Genomic DNA, 20,202 nt, shown 5'->3' with positions numbered 1-20,202 from the left:
CGTGCGGTATGGAACCGTGCAGTATCTTGGACGGCAGCTCGCTCACGACGCGTTGCCCCGGTCCGGTCCCCGGCCGCCGCTCGACGCCGCGTAGATGAGAGGCCCGCCGATGCACCGATTGCCCGCCCGCTCGTGAGGCCTCTCGACCCCCGTCTGTTGCGATACGCGCGGGCGACCCGGGCCTTCCTGGCGCTGACCGTCGGTCTCGGCGTCGCCGGCGCGGTGCTCGTGGTGGCGCAGGCGTCGCTGCTGGCCACCGGCATCGCCTCGGTCTTCCTGGACGGCGCCGTGCTGTCGCCGGCCCTGATCGCCGGCCTGGCCGGGACCGTCGTCGCCCGCGCCGCCGTGGTGTACGCGCAGGAGCGGGCGGCCGCCCGCGCCGCCGCCGCGGCCAAGTCCCAGCTGCGCTCCCGCCTGCTGCCGCACCTCGTCGCGCTCGGCCCCGGCGGCATGCCGGGCCGGCGGACCGGCGAGCTGAGCACGCTCACCACCCGTGGCCTGGACGCCCTCGACGCCTACTTCGCGCGGTATCTTCCGCAGCTCGTGCTGGCGGCGGTGATCCCGGTGGTGATGCTGGCCCGGCTGTTCCCCGCCGACCTGATCGCGGCGGTCACCATCCTGGTCACCCTCCCGCTCATCCCGATCTTCATGGCGCTCGTCGGGCTGCACACGCAGGCCGCGAACCGGCGTCAGTTCCGCTTGCTGACCCGCCTGTCGCACCACTTCCTCGACGTCGTCGCCGGCCTCACCACCCTGAAGGTGTTCGGCCGGGCCGCCGCGCAGGCCGCGACCATCCGCCGGGTCAGCGACGACCAGCGCCGGGTCACCATGCGGACGCTGCGGATCGCGTTCCTCTCCACACTGGTGCTCGAGCTCGTCGCCACCCTCTCGGTCGCCCTGGTCGCCGTCGGCGTCGGCCTGCGCCTGCTCGAGGGCGACCTCGACCTGGCCACCGCGCTGCTCGTGCTGATCCTGGCGCCGGAGGCGTACCTCCCGCTGCGCCAGGTGGGCGTGCACTATCACGCGGCGGCGGAGGGCCTGGCCGCGGCGGAGGAGACCTTCGCCGTGCTGGACACCCCCCTTCCCGGGTACGGGGGTGACGCCGCTCCACCACCCGGGCCGGCCGGCATCGAGCTGTCCGGTCTGGTGCTTCGCCATCCCGGCCGCGACCGGCCGGCGGTCGAGGACCTGACCGCCCGGATCCGGCCCGGCGAGATCGTGGCGCTCACCGGCCCGAGCGGCTGCGGCAAGTCCACGGTGCTCGCCGCGCTGCTCGGATTCCACGCGCCGGCCGCCGGGCGGATCGCCGTGGGCGGCGCCGACCTCGCCGGACTCGACCTGGCCGCGTGGCGCGAGCGGCTCGCCTGGGTGCCGCAGCGGCCGCACCTGCTCGCGGCGTCGGTGGCCGACAACATCCGGCTCGGCCGCCCCGGCGCCACCGAGGCCGAGGTGCGGGCGGCCGCCGAGGCGGCCGGGGCGGACCGGTTCATCACCGCCCTCCCCGGCGGCTACGACTCCGTTCTCGGCGACGACGGCGCCGGCGTCTCCGCCGGTCAGCGGCAGCGCATCGCGCTGGCCCGGGCGTTCCTGCGGGACGCGCCGGTGGTGCTGCTCGACGAGCCCACCGCGAACCTCGACGACGCCACCGCGGCCGAGGTGCAGGCGAGCATCCGCCGGCTGGCCCGGGGCCGCACCGTCGTGCTCGCCGCGCACCGCCCCGAGCTGATCGCCCTGGCCGACCGGGAGATCCGCCTCGGCGCCTCGGGCAAGACCGCCACGACGACGGCGGTGCCGGCGTGACGGTGACGCGGGCCGGCGCCGCTCCCCGGACCTCCTGGCTCCGGCTCGTTCTCGTCACGGCCCGGCCCGCGCTGCCCCGGCTGCTCGTCTCGGCGGTGCTCGGCGCGGGCGCGGGCGCGGCCGGCGTCGGGCTGATGGCCTGCGCCGCCTGGCTCATCTCGCGGGCCGCCCTGCACCCGCCGGTGCTGCAGCTGATGGTCGCCATCGTGGCCGTCCGTGCCTTCGGCATCGGCCGGGGCGTCCTGCGCTACCTGGAGCGCCTGACCGGCCACGACGCCGCGTTCCGGGCGCTCGTCGCCCTGCGGGTGCGCGCCTACCGGGGTCTCGCGGAGGTGGCGCCCGGCGGGCTGGCCGGGTTCCGCCGCGGCGACCTGGCGGAGCGGCTCACCGCCGACGTCGACGCGGTCCTCGACGTGCTCGTCCGGGTGGTCCTGCCGTACGCCGCCGCCCTGCTCGTCGGGGTCGGCTCGGTGGCACTGGCCGGCACGCTGCTGCCCGCGGCCGGTCTCGCCCTGGCGGTGGCGCTGATCGTGCTCGCGATCGGCGTCCCGGCGGTGCAGGCCGGCGCCGCCCGCCGCAGCGACGGCCGCCTCGCGCCGTTGCGGGGCGAACTTGCCACGCACACCGTCGACCTGCTGCACGGCCTGCCCGACCTGACGGCGTTCGGCGCCACCGGCACGCACCTGGCGGCGGCCGCCGACGCCGACCGCCGGCTGCGTGCCGCGGGCGAACGCTCGGCCGCGACAGCGGGACTCGGCTCGGCCGCCGCGGTCCTGGTCACCGGCGCGTGCGTGCTGGCCGGACTGATCGCGGGAGCGGCCGCCGTCCGGGCCGGCACGATCTCCGGTGAGCTCCTCGCCGTCGTGACGCTCACCCCGCTCGCCGTCGCGGAGGCGGTCAGCGGGCTTCCCGCCGCCGCGCAGCGACTGGCGGGCGCCCGGGCGGCGCTGCGCCGGGTCGCGGAGGTCGTCGACGCCGCACCGCCCGCGCCGGATCCGGCGGACCCCGTGCCGCTGCCCGCCGGCCCGTACACGCTGCGTCTGCACGATGTGACAGCGGGCTGGGCCGATCCGGCCGTGCGGGGACTCGACCTCACCCTGGCTCCGGGACGCCGGGTGGCGCTGGCCGGGCCCAGCGGCGCCGGCAAGTCCACCGTCGCCGCCCTGCTCGTGCGCTTCCTCGATCCGCAGGCCGGCCGGGTGACGCTCAACGGCACCGACCTGCGTGACATGCGCGGCGCCGACGTGCGCCGGGTCGTCGGGCTGCTCGACGACCGCGCGTACCTCTTCGACACCGGCATCGCCGCCAACCTGCGGGTGGGCCGTCCCGGCGCCACCGAGGCCGAGCTGTGGCAGGCTCTGGCCGCCGCCCGGCTGGAGGACTGGGTCCGGTCCCTGCCGGCCGGCCTCGACACCGAGGTGGGTGAGCACGGGATGGCGGTCTCCGGCGGGGAGCGCCGCCGCCTGGCCCTGGCCCGGCTGCTGCTCGCCGACCCGCCGGTGCTGGTTCTCGACGAACCGGCCGAACACCTGGACGAGCCGACCGCCGCCGCCCTGACCGCGGACCTGCTCGACGCCACCCACGGCCGTACGGTCCTGTTGATCACGCATCGGGAAGCCGACCTCAGCGGTGTCGACGAGGTGATCCGCCTGCCGGGCCGGTGATCGCCGGCGTCCACACCGCACTGCCGCTCGCTCGCCCGTGCTGTCCGGGGCTCGTCGCCTCAGGGTGGTCCCTCGCGGTCGAGGCCGCCGGTGAACGGCTCCGGGCTCTCCGGCTCGCCGTCGTCGGTCTCCTGCGGTGCGACCTCGGTGTTCTCGTGCTCCTCGCCGAAGTCGCCCGTGTCGTCGCCCGGATCGCCGATCGGTTCCATTGTCACTTCGTCTCCTAAGGCTGGCACCCTGCCTATGCCCGTCGCGCAGTGGCTACCCGTCCACCCGGCGGGCAAACGACGGACGGCGACCCCCGATTTCGGTACGGGCAGGGCGGCGGGGCGATGTCCCCGGCGGACCGCGCCCGCCGGGGCGTGCGCGGTCCCGGGAGCCGGGCAGCCGGTCTCGCCACACTGCCCGGCTTGACCCGGTTTACGGCAGCTTGGCAGGGGCATTCGGCGGCCATGGAGAGAGTCAGCAACAAACACGGCACACGTCTCGACGAAGAGATGAAACAGGAGGTCCGGGGCAATGTCCAAGGCATCGCCGGCGGACGGGCCGAGGAGTGGAAGACGCCCGAGCCGGCCGGCGAGGATCAGCCCGAGGCAAGCCGGGTGCCGGACATGGACAACCACGCGGACCTCACCCGATTCGGGCGATACATCGGGTTGTCCAGCATGCCCGGGGATCGTGCGGGGCTTCGCCGGGGCGCCGAGATCCTCGGAGCGCCGGACGACGTGCTCGCGGATCTGGATCGGCTACCGGAGGGGGTCGTCTTCCACACCGTCACCGAGATCTGGGCGGCGCTCGGCCGAGGGGCGGCCGAACGCCTGCCGCAGTGACCGAAACCGGGCAGGGCGGTCCGGGCGTGGACGCCGCACGCAGCCTTCCAGCGTGCCCTTGAGCATCTCGGTGGAGTCGATGGCGAAGGGGTTCGGGATCGACTAGGGTCCATATCGGGTGCTTTGGACCGTTGCCGGTTCCACACGGGGGGACTCATGCGACAGCACGACCACGCCGCGTCCGGCGACCGGCCGGTCACGCTCATCACCGGGGGCTCCACCGGGATCGGGGCCGCCGTCGCGCGGCAGCTTCTGGACCGGGGGCACCGGGTCGTGGTGCTGGCGCGGGACCAGGACCGGCTCGATCAGTTCGTGGCCGAGGCAGACGGGCCGCCGGAGCTGATCGCCGTTCAGGGGGACGCCTCCGACTACGACACCGTTCAGGAGACCGTGCAGAAGGCGATCGCCACGTTCGGGCGGCTGGACAACGCGGTCGCGAACGCGGGTTTCGCCACGCACGACAACCTGGCCACCGGGGATCCGGGCGGCTGGCGCGAGATGGTGCTCACCAACGTGCTCGGCCCGATGCTGCTGATCCGGGCCACGGTGGAGGCGCTGCGCGCGACGCGGGGGCGGATCGTGCTGGTGGGCAGCATCGTGGGGCAGCTGCACAACCGGGGCAACATCTACGGCGCCACCAAGTGGGCGATCCGCGGGCTGGCGGAGAACGCCCGGCTGCTGGTCGCCGAGGACGGGATCGGGGTCACGCTCATCGCTCCGGGGCGGGTGGACACGCCGTTCTGGGAGGACAGCCGGCGCGGGGCGCCCAGCGGGCCGATCCTCAGCGCCGATCAGGTCGCGGAGACGATCGTGTGGGCGCTGAGCCAGGCGCCCGGCGTGGACGTGAACACGATCGTGGTGCGCCCGACCGGGTCACCGATCTGAGGACGAGGGCTGGTAACCGCCGCTAGCCGTCCAGCCGCCGTCGAACCGTACCGTTGTCGCGGTCAGGAAACCGAGATCCCGGCCGGTCATCGTGTGGATCAGTTCGGCCACCTCGGACGGCTCGGCCAGGCGTCGCTGCGGCGTGGCCCGGATGATGGCCTCCTCGTCGAGCAGCCGGCGGTCGAATCCGTCGGCGACGAGCGGGGTACGGACGTACCCCGGGCTGATCGCCACCACCCGGATGCCGTGCCGCGCCCACTCGATGCCGAGCACCTCGGTGAGCATCACGACGCCGGCCTTGGACGAGCAGTACGCGGCGCGTTCCACCATCGCCTGGTGCGCGGCCACCGAGGCGATGTTGACGACCAAGCCGCCGGCCTCGCGCAGGGCCGGGAACAGCGCGCGGCAGCAGTAGTACGTGCCGGAGAGGTTGACGCCGATGACCTTCTCCCAGGCTCGCGGCGCCAGTTCCTCGGCCGGGCCGCGACCGCCGACACCGGCGCTGTTCACCAGCAGGTCGGCCCGGCCGATGTCCGCCGCGGCGGCCGCCACCTGCTCATGGTCACGGACGTCGACCTGTCGCCAGGTCAGACCGTCGTCTCCGGGACGCCGGTCCCAGCCGACGACCTGCCACCCGGCGGCCCGCAGACGGGCAGCCACGGCGGCGCCGATCCCGCTGGCAGCCCCGGTGACCACCGCGCGCGGGGGAGAAGAACTCACGGGAAACCTCCGTCAAGGCAGCTTGAGCCGGGCGATGCGCTTCTCCCCGTCCAGGGCGCGCATCGCCCGGGCCATGGTCTCGGCGAACAATGTGTCCTCACCCCGGTCCCGCATGGTCTCGGCCACCTCGGTGATCGCCTTGGCCTCGGCCTGCAGCGCCTGCCCGGCCAGCACGCACCCCATGACGTCGAAGTGGCCGCTGTCCCGGGCCGGGTTGAGGCGTGCCACCAGGTCGATGATGCGCAGGTAACGGTCCACCAGCTCCTGCTCGGCACGGGTCAGGGCGGGCATGTCACGTTCGGTCATGAGGCGACTCTGTCATCGGGCACGGGTCGCCTGCCAGCCGGTCAGCACGTCGCGTCCCGCGCCGGCCACCTCGTCGAGCAGTGCCTGGAACTCCGCGGCGACCGGGTCGCGCACCACCGCGGACGCGCCGGGCAGCACGCTGAAGTCCGGCTCCAGGCCCTGCGCCCAGAGCGCGGCCGCCATCCGTCCCAGCTCGGCGAGCCCGTCCGGCCGCCCGCGTGACGCGCTGACCACGGTGACGGCACGGCCGGTCAGCGAATCCCGGACGAACCTGTCCAGGCTGCCGTTCCCCACCTGGATGAAGACGCGGACGCCCTCCTCGTAGAGCTGCTCGACCAGCTCCCGGAACCGGACCGGGGCGACCAGGTGGCGTACCAGCAGGCGCCGCAGCGCCGCGTCGTCCTCCGGGTACCGGCCGACAGTGGTGGCCGACCAGACCGGCACCTCGCCGGGGCACAGCGGGACGTCCCGCAGCACGGACGCCACCGGATCGAGGTAGGGCGCCAGCATCGGGCTGTGGAACCCGGACCGGAAGGGCAGTACGGTACGCGGCACGGCCGGGTCGCTGATCCGCCGGAACACCGTGCCGATGGCCGTGTCGGTGCCGCAGAGCACGGTCTGCACCGGACTGTTGTCGTGCGAGATGACCACGTCGGCCACCCCGTCGATCAGCCGGCGTGCCTCGGTCGCCGGGCAGCCGACCACCGCGAACGCCACGTCCGGCAGCCGGTAGGCGTCCGGGCCCATCCGGCGGACGAACTCCTCGAACGCGGTCTCCGGCCAGCGCCCGGCCGCGAACAGCGCGCTCCACTCGCCGGCGCTGTGCCCGGCCACCAGGTCCGGGCGCAGACCCATCCGGCGCAGCGCGGCGTTCAGCAGACGGCCGGTGTGCAGCAGGTCGCCGGTCCGGCCGCCGACCGTGCCGGTGTGGTCCGGCCGGTACCGGGGCAGCCCGAACGCGTCCGCCACGTCGTCCAGCGGCGGCCGCTCGTGCGCGGACAGGCCGGGGAACAGGAACGCGATCCGGGCCGGCTGCGCCACCGGCGTGGTGCTGTACCAGAGGCCGCCCGGACCGTCCCACCGCTGCTCCCGGGAGACCACCTCGCGGGCGAGCGCGAGCCGTTCCGGGGTGGGGGAGAAGAGCGCCAGCCGGCAGGGCCCGGCCGTGGTCGCAGGCCGGCCGGGGGTGGACAGCAGCGCGGCGAGCCCGGCCGGGGACTCGCTCGCCAGCCGGAGCACCGGCTCAACCATCGAAGTCCTCCGCCCGGAACGGCGCCGGGTCGCCGGCCAGGTACATCACCTGGTGCGTGTCGCGCGGCCCGTGGCGCATCTCGTGCAGCAGGGCCTCGACGCCGGCCTCCGGGTCGATCACGCTGATCCCGCGGCGTGCGTACTCCCGCTCCAATGCGGCCGAGACCATCCCGCCGCCGGCGGCGGCCCACGGTCCCCACGCCACCGCCAGCGTCCGGCCGGTGATCCGGTCGGCGGCCGCCGAGGCCAGCGCGTCCAGCGCGTCGTTCGCCGCCGCGTAGTCCGCCTGGCCGCTGTTGCCGAAGACGCCGGAGACGCTGGAGAAGAGGACCAGCAGGCGCAGGTCGGGTTTCAGGGTGTCCAGCAGCACCCGCGCGCTGCTCACCTTGGCGTCGTAGACGGCGGCGAACGCGTCCGGGTCCTTGTCCTTGATGAACCGGTCGGCCACCATCCCGGCGCCGTGGACCACCACGTCGATGCGGCCGTGCCGGCGGTACACGTCGTCGACCGTCGCCGCGAGCCGCGCGCCGTCGCGGACGTCCACCCGGTGGTAGCGCACCGAGGCGGCGCTCGCGGCGAGCCGGTCCAGGACGCTCCGCAGCTCGCGCTGGGCGAGCAGCTCCCGCATCCGCCGTTCCACCTCCGCCGGCGTCGCGTAGCCGGCGTCGAGCAGGGCGCGGCGCAGCTCCGCCGGATCGGTGCGCCCGGCGGTCGCCGGGTCTTCACGACCGGAGATCGCCGGGGTACGGCCGACGAGCTCGACATGACAGCCGGACCGGGCGGCCAGGGCCAGGGCGGTTCGCGCCGTGATGCCGCGGCCGCCCCCGGTGAGCAGCACCACCGAGCCGGCGTCGAGGGCGAGTTCATCGTCACCGGGGCTCAGGTCCTGCCGGACGTAACGGCGGATCGTGCGGGCGCTCCCGGTCAGCTGGAACACGCCTCGCGCCGGGATCGTCAGCTCCTCGGCGATGCGGCCGGCCCGCTCGGCGAGTCCGAGGCCCGGGTCGAGATCCAGCAGCCGCAGCCGGGATCCGGGGTACTCATGTGTCGCGGCCCGGACCAGGCCGGGCAGGCCGGCGCCGTCGCCCGTGGTCACGACGGCGATCTCCGGCACGCCGGCCAGCAGCAGCGGGCGGAGGCCGGCGTAGACCCGCGGTACGGCCGTGCCGCCGTCCGCGAGCAGCACCGCCACGTCGGCGTGATCGTCGTCGGGCGTGATCCGGGCGCCGTCCCGGGCCAGTCGTTCGCCGAGCGCGGCGGCCAGGTCGGACGGGCCGCCGAGGAGACGGATCCGCTGCCCGGCGAGCGAGGCGCCGGCGGGCGCCGCCACGGGTTCGCGAATCGGGACGTAGCGTTCGGGCGGGAGGGGCGCCCGGTCGGCAGCAGGCGTGCCGGCAACCGCCGGGGTGGCTGCCGGAACGCCGTCGAGCAGCGTGGTCAGCTCGGCGATCGTGCGGGCCGCGACCAGCACGCCGACCCCCTCCGGCGGTGCGGGCACGCCGAGTCGCTCCAGCAGCGCCTGCGCCAGCTCGGTCCGCTTGATCGAGTCGATGCCGAGCTCGGCCTCCAGGTCCAGCCCGGGCCCGAGCATCTCGATCGGGTACCCGGTGCGCTCGCTGAGCAGCCGGACGATCGTGGCCGGGACGTCGCCGGTGGCGGGAAGCGCCACCTCCTCGGGAGCGTCCGGCGGGACCGTAACGGGGGCGGCGGGAGCTGAGCCGTTCAGGTAGCCGAGCATCACGTCGCGCTGCGCGCCGACCAGCTCCCGGCTGGTCCGGAGGAACTCGAGCACCGTCGCCTCGCGGGAACCGCCGCCACTCGCCGCCGTCAGCCGCGGCGCCTGGTCCGCCGGTCGCAGACCGCCCGGCACCGGCGACCCGTCGGCGCCACGGACCAGATGCCCGTCCACGGTCCACCCGGTGCGGCGGGGCGGTGGGGCGGCCACCGCCCGCGAGCCGGAGAAGAGCCGGCCGGCGTCCACCGGCACGCCCGCGGCGGCCAGCGTGGCGAGCGCCGTGAGCAGGCGGGGCAGACCGGGCTCACCGGGCACGTCGCACGGGACGGTGACGTGCGGCCGGTCACCGAGGATCCGGCTGATCATGCGGCTGAGCGTCCGGCCCGGACCCACCTCGACGAAGACCCGGGCGCCCGCCGCGTACATGTCCTCCACCTGGGACAGGAACCGCACCGGTGCGGCCAGCTGCCCGGTGAGCAGGCGCCGGATCTCCGCCGGGTCGGCCGGGTAACGCGTACCGGAGACGTTGGCCCACACCGGCACCGCCGGTGTGCGAAGCGAGCTCCCGGCCAGCGCGGCGTCGAACCTGGTCGCCGCGCCGGTCATCGCCGGGCTGTGGAACGCGCAGGACACGGCGAGCCGGGTGACCGGGTGGCCGGCCGCCCGCAGCGCTTCCGTCGCGGATTCCAGCGAGCCGACCGGCCCGGCGATCACCACCTGCTGCGGGCCGTTGTGGTTGGCGATCACCACCGTCCCGTCCGGGTCGTGATCGGCCAGCACCGCGCTGACCTCGTCGGCTCCGGCCGAGACGGCGACCATGCCACCGCCGTCCCCGGCGGCCGCGTGCATCGCGGCGGCGCGTTCCCGGCTGAGCCGCAGCAGCTCGGAGCGGGACAGCACGCCGGACGTGTACAGGGCGAGCAGTTCGCCGTAGCTGTGCCCGGCGGCCATGTCCGGCCGGACGCCGAACCCGGTGAGCAGGTCGAGCAGCGCCAGGCCGGCCACGCCGAGGGCGGGCTGCGCGTGGCGGGTGTCCGCGAGCCTGTCGCGCTGGGCGGCCGTGTCCGCTTCGCCGAACGCGGCCGGCGGGAACATCACCCCGGCCAGCGCGGGGTCCTGGTAGAGCTCGGTGCGCAGCGCCGGGAAGGCGGTGAACAGGTCGGCCAGCATGCCCGGCCGCTGGCTGCCCTGCCCGGGAAAGACGAAGGCCACCTCGAGAGAGGCGGGTGAATCGCCGGCCAGGTGCACGCCGGCGGCCGGGTCGGCGGTGCCCTCGGCGACCCGGCGCAGGGCGTTGCGCAGCGCGGGCAGGTCGCCGGCCACCACTGCCGCGCGCACCGGCCGGCTGTCGCCGCTGGTGTGCCGGAACCACTCCAGGGCGAGCGCGTGCATGACGCCGGGGTAGTCGCCGGCCGCCTCGGCGCGCGCCGTCAGGTCCGCCGCGGCGTCCGTCCCGCGCAGCAGGAACAGCTCGGCCGGCCAGCGTTCGATCGCCTGCTCGGGGTCGGCGGTGGACGGGTGGGCGCGAACCACGGCGTGGAAGTTCGTCCCGCCGAAGCCGAACGCGCTGACGCCGGCGACCCGCTCGGCGGGCGGGCGCAGCCAGGGGCGTGCGGCCCGGTCGAACGTGAACGGGCTGGTGGCAGGCTCCCAGAAGCGGTTGGGCCGGGTGAGGTGGCCGGTCGGCGGGCGTACCCCGGTCTGCACCGCCCGGACCGCCTTGATCAGGCCTGCCATGCCGGCCGCGCACTTGGTGTGCCCGATCAGCGATTTGACGCTGCCGAGCGAGCAGGAGCCGGGCACGGCCCCGTCGCCGGCGAAGACCTCGGAGAGCGCGGACAGCTCGGTGCGGTCGCCGACCACGGTGCCGGTCCCGTGCGCCTCGACCAGGCCGATCTGCGCCGGGCGGACACCGGCGGCGTGCAGGGCACGCCCGATCGCGGTGCGCTGGCCCTGTGCGCGGGGCGCGGTCAGGCCCATGGCGCGGCCGTCGCTGGCGCCGCCGACACCGGCGATCACCGCGTGCACCCGGTCGCCGTCGCGTTCCGCGTCGGCGAGCCGTTTCAGTGCGAGGCAGGCCACCCCCTCGCTGATCACGATGCCGTCGGCGCTCTCGTCGAAGGCACGGCAGCGGCCGGTGGGCGACAGTGCCTGCACCGAGCCGAAGAGCAGGTAGTCGTGCAGCCCGTTGTGCACGTCGACGGCGCCGCAGAGCACCATGTCGCTGGTGCCGGTGATCAGCTCCTTGACGGCGAGGTCGACCGCGGTGAGCGATGAGGCGCAGGCCGCGTCGACGGTGTAGTTGACGCCGCCGAGGTCGAGCCGGTTGGCGATGCGCCCGGCGATCACGTTGGACAGGATGCCGGGGAAGGAGTCCTCGGTGAGCCGGGGCAGGTGTTCGTCGAGGCCTGCCGGTGGCTCGTCGTAGCTCGTCGCCACCAGGGCGCGGGCGCCGTAGGCGGTGGCCAGGTCGGCGCCGGCCTCGGCGCCGAAGATCACCGAGGTACGGTCCCGCGGGAACTCCCTCGTGTCGTAACCGGCGTCGGCGAGGGCCTGCCCGGCCACCAGGAGCGCGAGCAGCTGCGCCGGGTCGACGCTGCCGAGCGCCGCGGGGGGCACCCCGTGGGCGACCGGGTCGAACGGCATCGGCGCGAGGAATCCGCCCCACTTCGACGGGCTGTGCTCTCCCGGTCGCGGGTCGCCGGCGCGATAGTGGCGATCGGCGTCCCACCGGCTGGGCTCGACCTCGGTGACGGCGTCGGTTCCGGTGACCAGGTTGGCCCAGAAGGCCGCGGTGTCGCCGGCGCCGGGGAATGCGGCAGCCATGCCCACGATGGCGATCTCCATGAAGGGCTGGTCCTTTCGGGAGGCTTTGCGGGGCGCGCAGGTGCAGATTCCGCGGATCCTTTAATAAGGAGTAGACGCCATATTCTCAAGCCCGGCGGAAACTGCCGATCGGCTCATGATCCATAAATGATTGATCCACCCGTCCGGACGATGGTTACACATCCCGCGAGAGGTGTCCACTCGCGTAAATCCGCAGTTGTACAAACTAATTTTGCCCGATTAGCGGCTATTTATGACCCAGTTTGCGAGGTTATGCGAATGATTCGATCTGACGGGATCCGCGCTGCTCACCAAGGGCGGCGAGCCTCGAATGGGGTGCGCATAGGCCTATATGATCAAGAAATGGAGGTTGCGGCATTGGCGTGATCGTGATGTGCTGCGTCCAACGCGGAAAGCGGCATGGGTGTGCCATGAGCCGCGCTTGGTGACCGGGCCTGACCGGAATTCACACTGGTGACGCAGAAAGACGGGGATGATTTCTGTGCGGAGCTATTCCGCGGCACATCGGCACGGGGAACCACGGTGAACCTCGGGCTGGAGGGCAAGCGCGCCCTGATCACCGGCTCGTCCTCCGGCATCGGCGCCCGGGTGGCCGGCATTCTGGCCGCCGAGGGTGTCGCGACAGTCGTGCACGGCCGCAGCGCACCCGCCGCTGAGGCGGTCGTCCGGGACATCCGGGCGGCCGGTGGCGACGCCGAGCCGATCGTCGCCGAGCTGCTCGACGACGACGGCCCGGAGCGCCTGGCCGGCGCCGCGCAACGCCACCTCGGCGGCGTCGACATCCTGGTGAACTGCGCCGCCACCGGTCTCGACCGCCCGTGGGACCAGACCAGCGCCGAGGACTGGCGGCGGCTGCACGAGCTCAACGTGGTCGCGCCGGCCCGGCTCGCCCAGGCCCTGGTGCCGGGCATGCGGCGGCGCGGCTGGGGGCGGTTGATCCAGATCGCCAGCGGCGCGGCGACCGCGCCGCAGGCCGGCTCGGTGGCCTATTCCGCCACCAAGGCGGCCCTGGTCAACCTCACCACCGGGCTGGCGCGGGCCCTGGACCGCACCGGGATCACGGTGAACACGGTGAGTCCCGGGATCGTGGTCACCCCGCGGGTGGAGGCGTACGTGCGGTCCCTGGCGGAGGAGAACGGCTGGGGCCCGGACTGGTCCGACATCGAGCGCGAGGTGCTCACCCGGTCCATCGACAACCCGACCGGCCGGCTGGGCCGGCCGCAGGACGTGGCCGCGCTGGTGGTGTTCCTGGCCAGCCCGCACGCGGGCTTCATCAACGGTGCCAATCATCGGGTCGACGGCGGCGCGATCGCCGTCGTCAACTAGGAAAGCGGGGGTACGACACGGTGAGCGTCCACTCATCCGCCGGCCGGCTGTCCCAGTGGTTCCTGTTCCCTGAACGTGCCGAGGCGCCGGTCGCGCTCTACTGCCTGCCGCACTCGGGCGCCGGCGCCACCGCGTACCGGTCCTGGGTGACCTCGGCGCCGCCGGAGCTCTCGGTGCGGCCGTTGCAGCTGCCCGGCCGGGAGAGCCGGATCAACGAGCCGCCGGAGGTCGAGGTCGCCGACGTGGCCGACGTGCTGGCCGCCGAGACCCGCCCCTACGCCCTGTACGGCCACAGCTTCGGCGCCCTGCTCGGCCACGCGGCCGTCGCGGAGTTGCAGCGTCGCGGCGCCCCGCTGCCCGAGCGGCTGTTCGTCGGTGCCTCCCGGCCGCCGGATGCGACGTCCGGTTTCGCCCGCAGCGTGCTGCGCCTCGGCGACGACGAGTTCCTGCGCCAGGTGGTGACGATGGGCGGCACCCCGGCCGAGATCCTCGAACATCCGGCGCTGGCGGCCCTGCTGGTCCCGGTCCTGCGGGCCGACTTCGGGTGGATCGAGCGGTACGAGTCCGGCCCGCACGCCCTCCTCGACGTGCCGATCGTCGGCTTCGCCGGCGCGCAGGACGTCCTGGCGAGCGCCGAGGCGATGGCCGGCTGGCGCCGCCTGACCACGCGCTCCTATCGCGGCCGGACGATGCCCGGAGCGCACTTCTTCCATACCGCACCCGGCAGCGGCCTGCTCCCGGTGATCGCCGCCGACCTGGCCGGCGAACCCGGCTGACCACTCTCGACAGTCCGGAGCAGCACCATGACCGAATGTCTGATCGTCGGTTTCAACGACACCGACTTCGCCGAGTACGTGCGCGACGTCCGGCTGATGGGCGAGGAGTCCGGCGCCTTCCGTGATCTGCGGCTGGCCTACATCGACCACGACGGCCGCCCGCTGCGGGCGCTGGACGCGCTCTCCCACTTCCACGAAAACGAGCCGGGCACCGCGAAGCCGTACTTCCACAACGCCGACTTCCTCTGGCCGGTGGTCACCGTCCTGGGCAGTTTCCTGGCGCGGCGCGGGATCAGCGTGGACTTCGTCAACCTCTTCCAGCACGAGCGTGCCCAGCTGCGGGAGAAACTCGACGCCGGGGTCAAACTGGTGGCGATCACCACGACGCTCTACGTCTCACCGCAGCCGATCATCGAGATCGTCGAGTTCATCCGCCGCTCGCACCCGGACGTGCCGATCGTGGTCGGCGGGCCGTTCATCACCAACCAGGTCGCCGCGCTGAAACGGCCGGACCTGGACGCGATGATGGACTACCTCGGCGCCGACTACTACGTGACCGGCCGCGAGGGGGAGCTGACCCTGGCCCGGCTGGTGTTCGCACTGCGCACCGGCGGCGACCCGGCCGACGTGCCGAACCTGGCCTACCGGCTCGGTGACGGCGACTTCGTGCACACCCGGACCGACGTGGAGTCGAACCCGCTCACCGAGCTGGTCGACTACCGCCTCTTCGACGGCGCGTTCAACGAGTTCGTCACCACCCGGACCGCCAAGTCGTGCCCGTTCTCCTGTGCCTTCTGCGGTTTCCCGCAACGAGCCGGCAAGTACACCTACCTCGACGTGGCGCACGTCGAACGCGAGCTGGACAACATCAAGAAGCTCGGCTCGGTCTCCACCGTCACGTTCATCGACGACACGTTCAACGTCCCGAAGAACCGGTTCCGGGACATCCTCCGGATGATGATCGACAAGGACTACGGCTTCAAGTGGAACTGCTTCTACCGCAGCGACCACGGCGACCGGGCCACCATCGACCTGATGGCCGAGGCCGGTTGCGAGGGCGTCTTCCTCGGCATCGAGTCGGGCAGTGACACGCTGCTGAAGCAGATGAACAAGACGGCCCGCCGGGCGGACTACCTGGAGGCGCTGGAGGCGTTCAACCACCACGGGATCTCCACCTACGCCTCGCTGATCATCGGTTTCCCGGGCGAGACCGAGCAGACCGTGGCCGAGACGATCAGCCTGCTCGACCAGGGGCGGCCGGACTTCTTCCGGGCCCAGCTCTGGTACTGCGACCCGGTCACCCCGATCTATCAGCGCCGCGACGAGCTCGGCATCCGCGGCGAGGCGTTCAACTGGAGCCACCGGACGATGGACTGGGGCGCCGCCGCGCAGATCATCGACGACCTCTTCCTCGACGTGTCCAGCTCGATCTGGCTGCCGCAGTTCGGGTTCGAGCAGTGGAGCACCTTCTACCTGCAGCGCAAAGGGATGTCGATGCCGCAGGTGAAGGACTTCGTGCGCGGCTTCAACGCGGTGCTCGCCGACCAGTTGCGGCACCCCGGTGGTGGCGCCGATCAGGCCGCGCTGCTCGACGACCTGCGCCGGGCCAGCCAGTTCCAGGTGGTCAACCCGCCGCCGCAGCAGCCGGTGGCCTGACCGGGCCCGACCGCACGCACCCACGCGAACAGGAGCGAGACCGTGCACCGAACGTCCACCGACACCGCCGCGGCACGACTCGCGAGCCGCCTGGCCGCGGGAGCCGAGGCGATCGCCCGCGGTGACACCGCGCCGGACCCGGCGGCCGGGGCCGGGGCGGGCGGCGCCGGGCCCGCGCCGGTGTCGTTCGCCCAGCGCCGGCTCTGGTTCCTGCACCAGTTCCAGCCGGACAGCCCGGCCTATCACGTGCCGGCCGTGCTGCGGCTGACCGGACCGCTGTCGGTGACCGCGCTGCGCCGGGCACTGAGCCGGTTGGCCGAGCACCATCCGGCGCTGCGGTCGGTGTTCGACGAGGTCGGCGGCGAGCCGGTGCAGACCGTTCGCGGTCCGTCCCCCGTACCCCTGGAGGAAGTTGACCTTGAGGGTTTGCCCCCCGCTCACCTGCGCCGGGCCGTCGCGGCCGACCGGCAGCCGCCGTTCGACCTGCGGTCCGGGCCGCTGCTGCGGGCGAGTCTGTTCCGGCTCGGCGAGAACGACCACCGGCTGTTCCTGGACATGCACCACATCGTCGTGGACGGTTGGTCGCTGAGCGTCCTGATCCGGGACCTCGTGGCGCTCTACGCCGCGGAAACGGGGAACGGGGAGGCGCCGGAGCCGCCCGTGCTCGACCCGGCCGGGCACGCCCGCTGGCAGCACGCCCGGATCGAGGCGGGCGAGCTGGACGAGCAGCTCGGCTACTGGGAGCGGCAGCTGACCGGCGCGTCCGCGACCGAGCTGCCGGCTGACCGGATGCGTCCGGCGGTGCAGGGCTGGCAGGGCAGCCGGCGGGTGCTGCGCCTGGACCCGCGGGTCACCGAGCTGATCCGTGACTGTGCTCGGAGCAGGTCCGCGACCACCTACATGGTGCTGCTGGCCGGGTTCGTCGCGCTGCTGCACCGGCAGACCGGGCAGACCGACGTGGTGCTCGGCGCCCCGGTCGCCGGCCGTGACCGGATCGAGCTGGAACCGCTCGTCGGGCTGCTGGCCAACACGGTCGTGCTGCGGACCGACGCCGGCGGCGATCCGTCGTTCGCCGAGCTGGTCGGCCGGGTGCGCGACGTGGTGCTCGACGCGCAGGCTCACCACGAGGCGCCGTTCGAGCTGCTGGTCGAGCGGCTGCGCCCGCGCCGTGACCCGGCCCGGCACCCGCTGTTCCAGATCGCGTTCGCGATGAAGAACCTGCCGGCCTCGGGGCGTCTGCGCGCCGGGCCGCTGGAGGTGGAACTGCTGGACATGGTCGGTGAAGCGGCCAAGTTCGACCTCTCGGTGATGGCGTTCGAGGCGGGTGGGCACATCGACTGCGAGTTCGAGTTCAGCACCGACCTCTTCGACGCCGAGCGCATCGACCGGCTGATGACCCAGTACCGCGCGTTCCTCGGCTCGCTCTGCGCGGAGCCCGAGCGACGGCTCTCCGCGGCGGCCGTCCTGGAACCCGAGGAGGAGCGCCGCATCCTGCGCGAATGGGCCGGCGACGCGGCGGTCCCGACCGGCACGCCGGTGCATCGGCAGGTGAGTGAGTGGGCGCGCACGCAGCCCGAGGCGCCGGCTGTCTGCTTCGGACAAGACATCCTCCGGTACGGGGATCTGGCGCACCGTTCCGACCGGATCGCCGCCCGGCTGCACCGGGCGGGCGCCGGTCCCGGCCGGCTGGTCGCGGTCTGCCTGGACCGTGGCCCGGACCTGGTCACGGCGTTGCTCGCGGTGCTCAAGACCGGCGCCGGATACGTGCCGCTCGACCCCGGTCATCCGGGCGACCGGCTCGCGTTCGCGGTGGCCGACAGCGCGGCGTGCGCGGTCCTGACCAGCGAGGATCTGGCCGGCCGGTTCGCCGCGGCCAGCACTCCGGTGCTGGACGTGGCGTCCGGCGGCGGCGACGAGCCGGTGCCGATGGTCGCCGATCCGCGCCCGGACGAGGTCGCCTACGTCATCTACACCTCTGGATCGAGCGGCCGGCCCAAGGGCGTCGAGGTCACCCATGCCGGGCTGGCCAATCTGGTCCGATGGCACGTCGAGACGTACCGGGTCGAGCCCGGTGACCGGGCCACGCTCGTGGCCAGCCCCGGCTTCGACGCCTGTACCTGGGAACTGTGGGCGGCGCTGGCCGGTGGCGCCGCTCTGCACGTGCCCGCCGAGCCGGTGCGGATCGCCCCGGACCGGCTCGCGCGCTGGCTGGCCGACGAGCGGATCACCCTCGCCTTCCTGCCCACGGCGGTGGCCGAGGCGGTGCTGGCCGAGCCGGCGCTGACCGGGTCGTCGCTGCGGGCGCTGCTGACCGGCGGGGACGCGCTGACCCGTACCCCGCCGCCGGACCTGCCCGCCCGGCTGGTGAATCACTACGGGCCGACCGAGAACACCGTGGTGGCGACCGCCGACCCGGTGCCCGCCCGGAACGGCGCGGTGGTGCACGCGCCGCCGATCGGCCGGCCCATCACCGGCGTCACCACCTATGTCCTGGACACCACCGGGCGGCCGGTGCCGGTCGGGGTGCCCGGCGAGCTCTGCCTCGGAGGCCGGCAGGTGGCTCGCGGCTACCTGCGCGATCCGCGCCGGACCGCGGAACGGTTCGTCCCGGACCCGTTCGGCGCCGAGCCCGGCGCCCGGCTCTATCGGACCGGTGACCTGGTCCGCTGGCTCCCGGACGGCCGGCTGGACTTCCTCGGGCGGCTGGACGCCCAGCTCAAGGTGCGCGGGTTCCGGATCGAGCCGAGCGAGATCGAGGCGGTCCTGCTCACCCACCCGGCGGTACGCGAAGCGGCCGTCCTGGTCCGCGGAGACGAGCCGGAACGCCGGGACCTGGCCGCCCTGGTGCTGCTGCGGGACGGGCCGGCCCCGACCGCCGAGGAACTGCGCGCCCTGGCCCGCCGCCAGCTGCCCGGCTACATGGTCCCGACCCTGCTGGCCGAGGTCGACGCGCTGCCGATCACCGCCAACGGCAAACTGGACCGTGCCCGGCTGTCCTGGCAGGACGGCCGCCCGCTGCCGTCCGGTGGCACTGCCGAGCCGCCGGTGAACGAAACCGAACGGGTGGTCGCCGGAGTGTGGGAGCTCCTGCTCGACGTGCCCCCGCCGAGCCGGACCGACAACTTCTTCGACCTCGGCGGCCACTCGTTCCTCGCCCTGCGGGTCCGCGCCGAGCTCACCGAGCGGCTCGGCATCGAGATCGGCGTCGTCGACCTCTTCCAGTTCCCGACCGTGGCGTCGCTGGCCGCGCACATCGTCCGGCTCCGGTCCGCACCGGAACCGGCCGCGGCCGGGGTCACCGCGCCGGGCGCCGACCGGGGTGAGCGCCGCCGCGCCGCGCTGCGGACCGGCGCGGTGGCCCGCCGCCGGGAGACCCACCGGAACCGCCGCCTCGCCGGCCAGCCCACCGAGGAGACCGACTGATGACCGGACAGGACATGGACGGCGCGCTGGCGGTGGTGGGTATGGCGGGTCGTTTTCCGGGTGCGTCGAGTGTTGCCGAGTTCTGGCGGAATTTGTGTGCCGGGGTGGAGTCGGTGACGTTTTTCTCGGAGGAGGAGTTGGCGGCGTCGGGTGTGCCGGAGTCGGTGTATCGGCATCCGAGTTATGTGCCGGCGAAGGCGAAGCTGGACGGCGTGGAGTTGTTCGACGCCGAGTTCTTCGGTTTCAACGCCCACGAGGCCGAATTACTGGATCCGCAGCACCGGTTGTTCCTGGAGACGGCGTGGGAGGCGCTGGAGGACGCGGCGCACGATCCGGCGCGTTTCCCGGGACGGATCGCTGTCTACGCCGGATCGTCGGTCAACACCTATCTGCTGCGGGCCGTGGCCGCCGACCCGTCGCTCATCTCGGACATGACCGCGCTGCTCGCCAACGAGAAGGACTTCCTGGCCACCCGGGTCGCCTACAAGCTCGACCTCCGCGGGCCGGCGATGACCATTCAGACCGCGTGTTCGACGTCGCTGGTGGCGATCCATCAGGCGTGTCAGTCGCTGCTCGGCGGTGAGTGCGACATGGCGCTGGCCGGCGGCGCCGGGATCCGGCCGGAACACGCCGAGGGATACCGCCACTCCGACGGGATGGCGCTGTCGCCCGACGGCCACTGCCGTGCCTTCGACCGGCAGGCGGCCGGAACCGTCAACGGCAGTGGTGTGGGTGTGGTGGTGCTGCGCCGGTTGGTGGATGCGGTGGCGGATGGGGATGTGGTGCATGCGGTGGTGCGGGGTTCGGCGGTGAACAACGACGGTGGTGGGAAGGCGGGTTTTACGGCGCCGTCGTCGTCGGGTCAGGCGCAGGTGGTGGCGGATGCGTTGGCGGTGGCGGGGGTGTCGGCCGGGTCGGTGGGTTTTGTGGAGGGGCATGGGACGGGGACGCCGTTGGGTGATCCGATCGAGGTTGCGGGGTTG

The 20,202-nt window shown here is 73.6% G+C and carries 14 protein-coding genes; 9 read left to right on the top strand and 5 right to left on the bottom strand.

Annotation, left to right across the window (positions count from 1 at the left end):
- Positions 1–132: 132 nt before the first annotated feature.
- Together cydD and cydC are read left to right on the top strand one after the other, a co-directional pair.
- The gene (cydD, locus tag AB0F72_RS34340; RefSeq protein WP_360440456.1) at positions 133–1,800 is read left to right on the top strand and encodes a thiol reductant ABC exporter subunit CydD; all 1,668 of its coding nucleotides are present in this window, start codon (positions 133–135) and stop codon (positions 1,798–1,800) included.
- Positions 1,797–3,464 (top strand): thiol reductant ABC exporter subunit CydC, encoded by a 1,668-nt coding sequence (gene cydC, locus AB0F72_RS34335; protein WP_360440453.1) that lies wholly within the window; start codon positions 1,797–1,799, stop codon positions 3,462–3,464. The genes cydD and cydC overlap by 4 nt, the downstream gene beginning before the upstream one ends.
- Before the next feature lie 59 nt (positions 3,465–3,523).
- Here the strand turns inward: cydC and AB0F72_RS34330 are convergent, their stop codons facing one another.
- On the bottom strand, positions 3,524–3,679 hold the full coding sequence (locus AB0F72_RS34330; protein WP_360440450.1) for a hypothetical protein: 156 nt from the start codon (positions 3,677–3,679) through the stop codon (positions 3,524–3,526).
- Positions 3,680–3,916: 237 nt separating this feature from the next.
- Here AB0F72_RS34330 and AB0F72_RS34325 point away from each other — a divergent pair, with 237 nt between their 5' ends.
- Both AB0F72_RS34325 and AB0F72_RS34320 read left to right on the top strand, forming a co-directional pair.
- On the top strand, positions 3,917–4,294 hold the full coding sequence (locus AB0F72_RS34325; RefSeq protein WP_360440449.1) for a hypothetical protein: 378 nt from the start codon (positions 3,917–3,919) through the stop codon (positions 4,292–4,294).
- A gap of 156 nt (positions 4,295–4,450) precedes the next feature.
- The gene (locus AB0F72_RS34320; protein WP_360440446.1) at positions 4,451–5,179 is read left to right on the top strand and encodes an SDR family oxidoreductase; all 729 of its coding nucleotides are present in this window, start codon (positions 4,451–4,453) and stop codon (positions 5,177–5,179) included.
- Here AB0F72_RS34320 and AB0F72_RS34315 read toward each other — a convergent pair.
- Genes AB0F72_RS34315 through AB0F72_RS34300 form a run of 4 tightly spaced genes read right to left on the bottom strand, consistent with a single transcriptional unit; the run spans position 5,168 to position 12,038 of the window.
- On the bottom strand, positions 5,168–5,899 hold the full coding sequence (locus AB0F72_RS34315) for an SDR family oxidoreductase (protein ID WP_360440443.1): 732 nt from the start codon (positions 5,897–5,899) through the stop codon (positions 5,168–5,170). The two genes, AB0F72_RS34320 and AB0F72_RS34315, sit on opposite strands and share 12 nt — an antisense overlap.
- A 12-nt stretch (positions 5,900–5,911) precedes the next feature.
- Positions 5,912–6,205 (bottom strand): hypothetical protein, encoded by a 294-nt coding sequence (locus AB0F72_RS34310; protein ID WP_360440441.1) that lies wholly within the window; start codon positions 6,203–6,205, stop codon positions 5,912–5,914.
- 12 nt (positions 6,206–6,217) lie between these two features.
- Entirely contained in the window at positions 6,218–7,456 is a 1,239-nt protein-coding gene (locus AB0F72_RS34305) for an acyltransferase domain-containing protein (protein ID WP_360440438.1), read from the bottom strand.
- On the bottom strand, positions 7,449–12,038 hold the full coding sequence (locus AB0F72_RS34300) for an SDR family NAD(P)-dependent oxidoreductase (protein ID WP_360440435.1): 4,590 nt from the start codon (positions 12,036–12,038) through the stop codon (positions 7,449–7,451). Before AB0F72_RS34300 ends, AB0F72_RS34305 begins: the two co-directional genes overlap by 8 nt.
- 522 nt (positions 12,039–12,560) lie before the next feature.
- On the opposite strand from AB0F72_RS34300, the gene AB0F72_RS34295 reads away from it, so the two are divergent.
- The 5 genes from AB0F72_RS34295 to AB0F72_RS34275 form a co-directional block, all read left to right on the top strand.
- Positions 12,561–13,364, top strand: a complete 804-nt coding sequence (locus tag AB0F72_RS34295; RefSeq protein ID WP_360440432.1) for an SDR family NAD(P)-dependent oxidoreductase — start codon at positions 12,561–12,563, stop codon at positions 13,362–13,364.
- A 20-nt stretch (positions 13,365–13,384) separates the two neighbouring features.
- Positions 13,385–14,140, top strand: coding sequence for an alpha/beta fold hydrolase (locus AB0F72_RS34290; RefSeq protein WP_360440429.1), 756 nt, complete (start codon positions 13,385–13,387; stop codon positions 14,138–14,140).
- A gap of 27 nt (positions 14,141–14,167) precedes the next feature.
- The gene (locus AB0F72_RS34285; protein ID WP_360440426.1) at positions 14,168–15,796 is read left to right on the top strand and encodes a PhpK family radical SAM P-methyltransferase; all 1,629 of its coding nucleotides are present in this window, start codon (positions 14,168–14,170) and stop codon (positions 15,794–15,796) included.
- Between the two features lie 42 nt (positions 15,797–15,838).
- Complete coding sequence (locus AB0F72_RS34280; RefSeq protein ID WP_360440423.1) at positions 15,839–19,219, top strand: amino acid adenylation domain-containing protein; 3,381 nt, start codon at positions 15,839–15,841, stop codon at positions 19,217–19,219.
- 14 nt (positions 19,220–19,233) lie between these two features.
- Positions 19,234–20,202 (top strand): polyketide synthase (locus AB0F72_RS34275; protein WP_360440420.1); only part of this gene is annotated, 969 nt, incomplete at its 3' end.

Source organism: Actinoplanes sp. NPDC023936 (assembly GCF_040639325.1).
In the GTDB taxonomy this organism is placed as follows: domain Bacteria; phylum Actinomycetota; class Actinomycetes; order Mycobacteriales; family Micromonosporaceae; genus Actinoplanes.
The sequence above is the reverse complement of the archived record's forward strand: the minus strand, read 5'-3'. Positions and strand labels throughout refer to the sequence as shown.

Coding starts and splice junctions, on each gene's coding strand:
- AB0F72_RS34325 (WP_360440449.1), top strand. CDS start 3,917: ATGGAGAGAGTCAGCAACAAACACGGCACACGTCTCGACGAAGAGATG.
- AB0F72_RS34320 (WP_360440446.1), top strand. CDS start 4,451: ATGCGACAGCACGACCACGCCGCGTCCGGCGACCGGCCGGTCACGCTC.
- AB0F72_RS34310 (WP_360440441.1), bottom strand. CDS start 6,205: ATGACCGAACGTGACATGCCCGCCCTGACCCGTGCCGAGCAGGAGCTG.
- AB0F72_RS34305 (WP_360440438.1), bottom strand. CDS start 7,456: ATGGTTGAGCCGGTGCTCCGGCTGGCGAGCGAGTCCCCGGCCGGGCTC.
- AB0F72_RS34300 (WP_360440435.1), bottom strand. CDS start 12,038: ATGGAGATCGCCATCGTGGGCATGGCTGCCGCATTCCCCGGCGCCGGC.
- AB0F72_RS34285 (WP_360440426.1), top strand. CDS start 14,168: ATGACCGAATGTCTGATCGTCGGTTTCAACGACACCGACTTCGCCGAG.